6 protein-coding genes are annotated in these 5,865 nt (G+C 56.9%); 1 reads left to right on the forward strand and 5 read right to left on the reverse strand.

Annotation, left to right across the window (positions count from 1 at the left end):
- Positions 1-148: 148 nt before the first annotated feature.
- Together GGR23_RS22850 and GGR23_RS22855 are read right to left on the reverse strand one after the other, a co-directional pair.
- On the reverse strand, positions 149-664 hold the full coding sequence (locus GGR23_RS22850; RefSeq protein ID WP_183368595.1) for a hypothetical protein: 516 nt from the start codon (positions 662-664) through the stop codon (positions 149-151).
- A gap of 220 nt (positions 665-884) precedes the next feature.
- Positions 885-1,943: a hypothetical protein gene (locus tag GGR23_RS22855; RefSeq protein ID WP_183368596.1), complete on the reverse strand. Its 1,059-nt coding sequence runs from the start codon at positions 1,941-1,943 to the stop codon at positions 885-887.
- Positions 1,944-2,500: 557 nt separating this feature from the next.
- On the opposite strand from GGR23_RS22855, the gene GGR23_RS22860 reads away from it, so the two are divergent.
- The gene (locus GGR23_RS22860; RefSeq protein WP_183368597.1) at positions 2,501-3,322 is read left to right on the forward strand and encodes a DUF6236 family protein; all 822 of its coding nucleotides are present in this window, start codon (positions 2,501-2,503) and stop codon (positions 3,320-3,322) included.
- A gap of 247 nt (positions 3,323-3,569) precedes the next feature.
- On the opposite strand, the gene GGR23_RS22865 is transcribed toward GGR23_RS22860, so the two are convergent.
- From GGR23_RS22865 to GGR23_RS22875, 3 genes are all read right to left on the reverse strand, one after another.
- Positions 3,570-3,764 carry a hypothetical protein gene (locus GGR23_RS22865; protein ID WP_183368598.1) on the reverse strand — a complete coding sequence of 65 codons (195 nt, stop codon included), beginning with the start codon at positions 3,762-3,764 and terminating at the stop codon, positions 3,570-3,572.
- A 128-nt stretch (positions 3,765-3,892) separates the two neighbouring features.
- On the reverse strand, positions 3,893-4,882 hold the full coding sequence (locus GGR23_RS22870; protein WP_183368599.1) for an AAA family ATPase: 990 nt from the start codon (positions 4,880-4,882) through the stop codon (positions 3,893-3,895).
- Positions 4,882-5,718, reverse strand: a complete 837-nt coding sequence (locus GGR23_RS22875; RefSeq protein WP_183368600.1) for a DUF7146 domain-containing protein — start codon at positions 5,716-5,718, stop codon at positions 4,882-4,884. The genes GGR23_RS22870 and GGR23_RS22875 overlap by 1 nt, the downstream gene beginning before the upstream one ends.
- Positions 5,719-5,865: the final 147 nt, after the last annotated feature.

The raw sequence follows: 5,865 nt of genomic DNA on the forward strand, positions 1-5,865 counted from the left end.
GCGAGCTCTTCCTGAAGCTCCAGTTTTTCCGCCGCAAGTTTCCCCAGCTTCTCATGCAGCAGAGCCAGCCGCGTGGTCATATCCCGATAGTCGGTATCGGCCTCATCCAGCGTCATAGCCTTTAATTCATTTTTAACGTCCTGTTTTTTCATACGAAAAGCTCCTTGAAAATTGCAGTGAATGCGGCGCCATCAAAAACAGCGGCTGTCCAATTCTTGCGTTCGGGATGGTTGGAAAGGGCGCCTTTCCGTTGAAAGCGGATGCAGGTTCCGTCCATGTAAATGACCCGGATTTCGGGGAATTCTTGGACGATCTCAAGGCGGGACAGGGATGGGTCGCGACCCTCCAAGATATCCGAGACCAGAGCGGCAAGGTAGATCTGCGCTGTTTCGCAGATCGAGGCTGGAGCGCCGGTCAAAACTGCACCGCCTGGGGTCGTGGCCAGGTACTCTGCCGTGGATCGCGCAATCCGCGAAAGGGGTGCACCCGTACCGAGCGCGGTGACCATGGTTAGAACGTCGATTTCGTCCGTTTCGGGGGATGCGCCATGCGCTCCGGGGGAGACGAGGCTGGCCTCCCGCAGAACCCGGTGCACGTTTTTGACGCGGGACCGCGGAATGTTTAGGTGGCGCACAAGGGCGTCATCGACTTCATCGATTTTCATATTTTAATCCGTGTATTTTCGGGATTGATGGGCCAAATAAAGCCAAGCGGCCGCGCGCTGCCACCAGAGCGGCGCACGCGGCCAGCGGATCGACAGCAGGGAGAGGATGCCCGGCTGGATGGGAATTTTTGGGGATAAGAAAAAGCCCGCCGAAGCGGGCAAGTCGGGGAGAGCCAGTTCCCTTCAATATATACGCGCCTGACGAGGCGGATTTGGCACATCAGGCGGCAAGTTTTTTCGGCTTGTTGCTGTTGTCGGCGACAAGAGCTCTTCCGACTTCAAGCAAAGCCCTTTTCCCGGCCCGATCTGCGTATCCGCCTTGATATCCGAGCTTGATGCCAATCGAAGCAAGTGTGCCCCTACTGGCAACCTCCTCGACTACCTGCGCAGATACGCCGGAGAGCGGCTCCGCAGGATCTCGTTTTCCCGTAGTGGCACGAGATGCAGTTTGGCAGCGGCCAGACATGCCGCCGAGGAATCGAGCATTCTTCGCGATGCCGTCTAAAAGTTTCGTCGCTGGGAACGGTAGGCAGTCGAACGACACGCTGCCGTCAACACCAAGTTCTTTGAGGACCGCACGGGCTTCCTGCGTTCCGGCCAGCGGGTCGTACATCGGGGGCAGTGCAAGTTCGCCTGACAGCGGTCTTCGCAATCCAATTGCCGCGAGTGGTGACGCTACAGCACCGCGCAGTGCTAGGTATCCGGCCGGGTTGCCCCTGTGAGGGCGTTTGCCGCCGCGGGGCTTGTCCGTCTTCAAGGTGGGCCGCTTGCGCTGGCCGTGGTCGTTTACATAGCTGATTAGCATGCCACCATCAAAGCTAGAACGCGCCCCCGGCAGGGTGTAAAAGGTCAGACCACCGAGCGAAACTATGTGTTTTCCAGAAAGCGCCTGCTTCTCCGGGAACTCGTAGCACCATGGCTCGCCGATCCATAGGATTTTGCCGCGCCGCTTTCGCCGAACGCCGCACCATGGCCATGCGATACCGCCTGCGCTCCGCAACATCTCGTGAATGTCCGGCTCCATTTCATGAAGCATTTCGGGCCAGATCTCGTCCGGGCCGTCCTGCGCAGCCTCGCTCATGGTTTCGCCGGTTAGCTCTGTGTCAGGGGCGTCGTGCGTTTCCGCATCGTCTGCATTCATCTCGCGGGGATCGTGTCCGTTCGGCTTCGGATCGATGCCAAATGTATAATATTCATCGCGTAGCCGGTGAAAAACGGCGAGCGCAGCTTCGGGGTCGTGCTTAATCAGCCACGACAGTGCGGGATGCGTGTAGGTCATGTAGCTCTCTGGAGATGGGGACGGCGCCGTTTCCCGGTCTTTCCGCTGATGCGCAATGCGCGGTTACCAGCCTCTATATTGGCGAGAGGGCGAGATGCAAACGCTGCAGCGTAGAATCTATATGTAGTGGATAATTGCGGCAAAATTACGGAATAGACACAACATATTGTGTTCGACGCCACAGAGCCTCACTGACGCGCGTTTCGCTTTCCGGGCCACCTTGCGCCATCCGCAAAGAGAAACCGCGTCCACGGCCCTCTATTCGGGAAATAGGGGCATTATCGCGGTTTATGGCCCTACACGCGCGCCCGCGCGCTTGCGCGCAGGAAGGAAATTTCTGTGTTTGCATTAGTGCTGTACCCCGACGCCGGTCCCTGACACGAACGGTAGAGAGATCTAATACACCCTCCCCGCCTGCTACCTGTTTTAGAGTTTCCAGAACTTTGCTGCGGTGCACCGCAGCTTTCAATTGTGGGAAGACATAAAGAGTCGCCTTGATCTGAACGGTTAAGATTGTACAGTTAGCTTTGCATTGTTCGGCGAGTAAGGGTCACTGTATGCGGGGCATAGTTATATCTCCTCAGGTCGAGGTAGCCGGAACTAGGCTTTCATTTGGCGGTGGGTTTGATCTCCAGCTATTGCGACTTCATTTGCTGTACTGGGACAAGCTGGAGCTACCGAGACAGCGGCTGATTGAATTCAGCACAGACCCAGAAATAGATTTTCTAATCGAAGCAGGTGTTGTGCAGCGTACCATGGTTGACATCCCGCTAAATGGTGATGCCGCGCAGTTATACCTTACTTGCCATCTAGAGGCACTCCGAAGACTCGAGTCTGCCGAACCGGGACGGTGGAGCTTGGCAACTGGCAGCAAGGCCTTTAGCTTTCCACAGGAAGAGACTGATGCAGGAAGGGGCTTGTTGGTAGAGCTTTACCAAGCGATACCCGTTCCGGATGTAGACGTTCCCTTGGCGGACATACTTGAATTTAAGAGAAAACGCTCTGATGATCTCCAATCGCTTCGCTTTCATCTTGAGAATCTGTACCAGCGCATCTTGGCGGCACCTGACACACCACTAGCCAAGGCTAGCGAGCTAGAAGGGCTTGTTGCGGCTATACGAGACAACATAAGGGTAATCAAAGAAGCACGAATGCCTTTCAGGCTCTCCGACGTTTCTGCAGATCTAAATTTGGCTGCCCCACTGAGTGGTGCTGCCGCCGCATGGGCACTCGACCAACCCATTATCCCGGGGATCGTCACTGGTGCCGTTGGAGCGCTGGCAATTAACCGAGGACTCGCTTGGAAGGCCCGGAAGTCCAGCGGAAACCCTTATCGGTATGTCGCATCAATCCACCGAGACCTTTTCGCTGGTTACTAGCTGAGCAGTTGTTTGAGCAGCGTTTGGGCTCCATAGGCCGCCAGCACAATGACAAGAGTCTGCGCGGCCTCAAGCAGCATTGATTTCCCCCTTCTTCTCCTCTTCCTGCCTGGGGGCGTTATCATTCGCCGCCACATACACTGGCCGCGGTCGTCCGGTGAGCCTTTCGAATTCCGGCCAGGTAATCCGCCGGCCGCGGAGGGGGCGATCGTTTTCGGTCAATTCGTTCATATTAAGTCTCCCAAAGTTATGCACGGGGTGGATCCTTCCGGATCATTCCCGCCTTCTCGAGATAAAAGCTGCCATCATCTGCGCGGACTTCCACGACGTAATGAGGTTCATCGCCGCTGACATCGATGCCAATGACGCGGCAGGGGTGCCATTCACTGCCCGCGCGAGTGTGGACCATATGGCGGGCGGGATAAGGGGTAAGCGCAAACATGATGTTTCATTCCTTGTGATCTCCTCATTTCGTTTCGGGTATGTCGTGTTCGTTACCCCCCCATAAGAGTGCTAATACCTATAAGACTTAGTAGTCTTACCACTCTTAGGGGGGGCACACAGGACGGGCTATCTACCAGCCACTTTATACTGACCGTAGCCCGCTTTTTCAGCGTCGCCTGATTTTATCAAAGCTCTAAGCTGTTGATTAACATTGTTTACTTTCATTCCTATTTCCTTGGAGATGTCGTCAGGCGAAAGAGCACGCTCGGCTTCTTCCAGAACTCTTAGTACCGATCGGCGCTGATCGGATCGCTTGACTTCATCCGCGTCCCCTAAGACTTCCCACCGACCCTTATCAAAGCGTAACGCTTTCTCGATTTCTTCGATATCGCGCCCCCGTCCGTACAGTTTAGGCCCGTCCGTGTTCCGGTTCAGGACCATGATTGTGTCGGCGGCCCCGGTCAGCCCGTTCGTGCCGGAGACGGCCTCAAGTGGATCTTCCGCCTCGGCCTTGCGCACATGATGCACGACCACGACGGCAACGCCGTGCTCGCCGGCCCACTTCTGGAGCGGGGAGATTGCGTCGTAATCCGCGGCGTAGCTATCCTGGTTAGATTTCTTGGGCGGCCTGACCATAGATAGCGTGTCAATAATGACCAGCTTGGGTTGTTCTGCAGCTTTCCGCCATTCGTCCAGAAACTCGACAAGGCCGCCCCCGATCTTGGCGGCTTCGGTCACGAGGGATAGGCGGGACATATCCGGGCGACTGGCGGGAGGATAAAGCACGACTTCGAGCCGCTCTTTCAGTCGGCGGCGATTGTCCTCAAGGGCCAGGTAAAGAACTTCTCCCGGCTCGCAATCAACCCCGAGGGCCTGTCCGCCCGTTGCGACAGCGACAGCGAAGCCGAGTGCCATCCAACTCTTGCCAAGCTTCGGGCGCCCTGCGAGGATCGTTAGGCCCTCAGCAATGTAGCCGTCCACAACGTAAGAGACTGGCGGGAACTCCATTCCGAGAAGCGCTTCGGCGGAGATGGGCGCTTTGTTGTCGTTGGCCGATTCTAACTTCTGGAACGGCTCGCCGGGCGCACTTTTTGTAATTTTCGGTAGCGCCGCCATTACGCTGCCCTCCAATCTGCAAAGTCGGTTCCCGGCATAGGGGGTGTCATAAGCGTGACCTCTTTCCCAGCTTGGTGCCATGCCTGTCCGACAGCATTCGCCGCATTGATGCCAGCGCGGTCATGATCCGCGAAAACAGTCAGCGCTGAAACATAGGGGATGACTGGGAAGGCGGTCATGACGCTAGCCGAAATGCACGCCCAGACGGGACGAAACGGTGCGGCAAGCGCGGTCTCGATGCCTTCGGCGATGCCGAGCCCGAACGGCGGCTCTAGGTCATACAGACGGACGCAACCACCTGCTGCACGACCGTAAATGAGCCTTGCCTTGGTACCATCTTTACGCTGGACGGGCCTCCCGTCTCGATGAAGACGCGTCCTGTGTACCCCTATCGGCTGATCCGTCAGCGCGTCAGTGATGAGCGCCACCATGGATCCGCAAGTTGGACGAAAGCGCAGCGCCTCGCCATCATAGGACAGTTCGCGGGACGCGAGATAGGCTGCAACGGGCGTTCCCGCGATCGGGACGGCAGAATGCCAAAGGCGCAGGGCAGCGCGGATCTTGGCGGCTTCATCGCCCGAACCGACCGATGATGAAGGGAGATTGACAGACGCTATTGGGCGATTGTCAGAAAGACCAAGCCTAGCCTTTACATGGTCGCGGCAATCTTTGAAGTCGTCGCCAGCAAAGCTATGGGTGATGAACGTACCGTCATTGTTGAACGTGACCGTCATCGACCGATCGGCCTTGCTGTGGCCGGGGCCAGGGCAGATGATCCGATTTCGGCGGGCTTCGCCGCACAACAGCCGAGCTGCTTGATTAACGTCGATGTTCATCGTGGCGAATCTCTCCCATAGCAAGCGCAACCAGCGCTTCGGAAACTTCAGGTGTGAAGGTGACGGCAGCAGAACCAAATGCGGAAGGCGCGAAGACCCTCATGCCGGCGCCGGTCTTCTTGAGCGACAGGTTGAAAAGGCGCATGC

Source organism: Gellertiella hungarica (assembly GCF_014197145.1).
Classification (GTDB): Bacteria; Pseudomonadota; Alphaproteobacteria; order Rhizobiales; family Rhizobiaceae; genus Gellertiella; species Gellertiella hungarica.

What these genes read in the sequence shown, in the direction of transcription:
- GGR23_RS22850 (WP_183368595.1), bottom strand. Translation starts at nt 664, where the DNA reads ATGAAAATCGATGAAGTCGATGACGCCCTTGTGCGCCACCTAAACATT.
- GGR23_RS22855 (WP_183368596.1), bottom strand. Translation starts at nt 1,943, where the DNA reads ATGACCTACACGCATCCCGCACTGTCGTGGCTGATTAAGCACGACCCC.
- GGR23_RS22860 (WP_183368597.1), top strand. Translation starts at nt 2,501, where the DNA reads ATGCGGGGCATAGTTATATCTCCTCAGGTCGAGGTAGCCGGAACTAGG.
- GGR23_RS22865 (WP_183368598.1), bottom strand. Translation starts at nt 3,764, where the DNA reads ATGTTTGCGCTTACCCCTTATCCCGCCCGCCATATGGTCCACACTCGC.
- GGR23_RS22870 (WP_183368599.1), bottom strand. Translation starts at nt 4,882, where the DNA reads ATGGCGGCGCTACCGAAAATTACAAAAAGTGCGCCCGGCGAGCCGTTC.
- GGR23_RS22875 (WP_183368600.1), bottom strand. Translation starts at nt 5,718, where the DNA reads ATGAACATCGACGTTAATCAAGCAGCTCGGCTGTTGTGCGGCGAAGCC.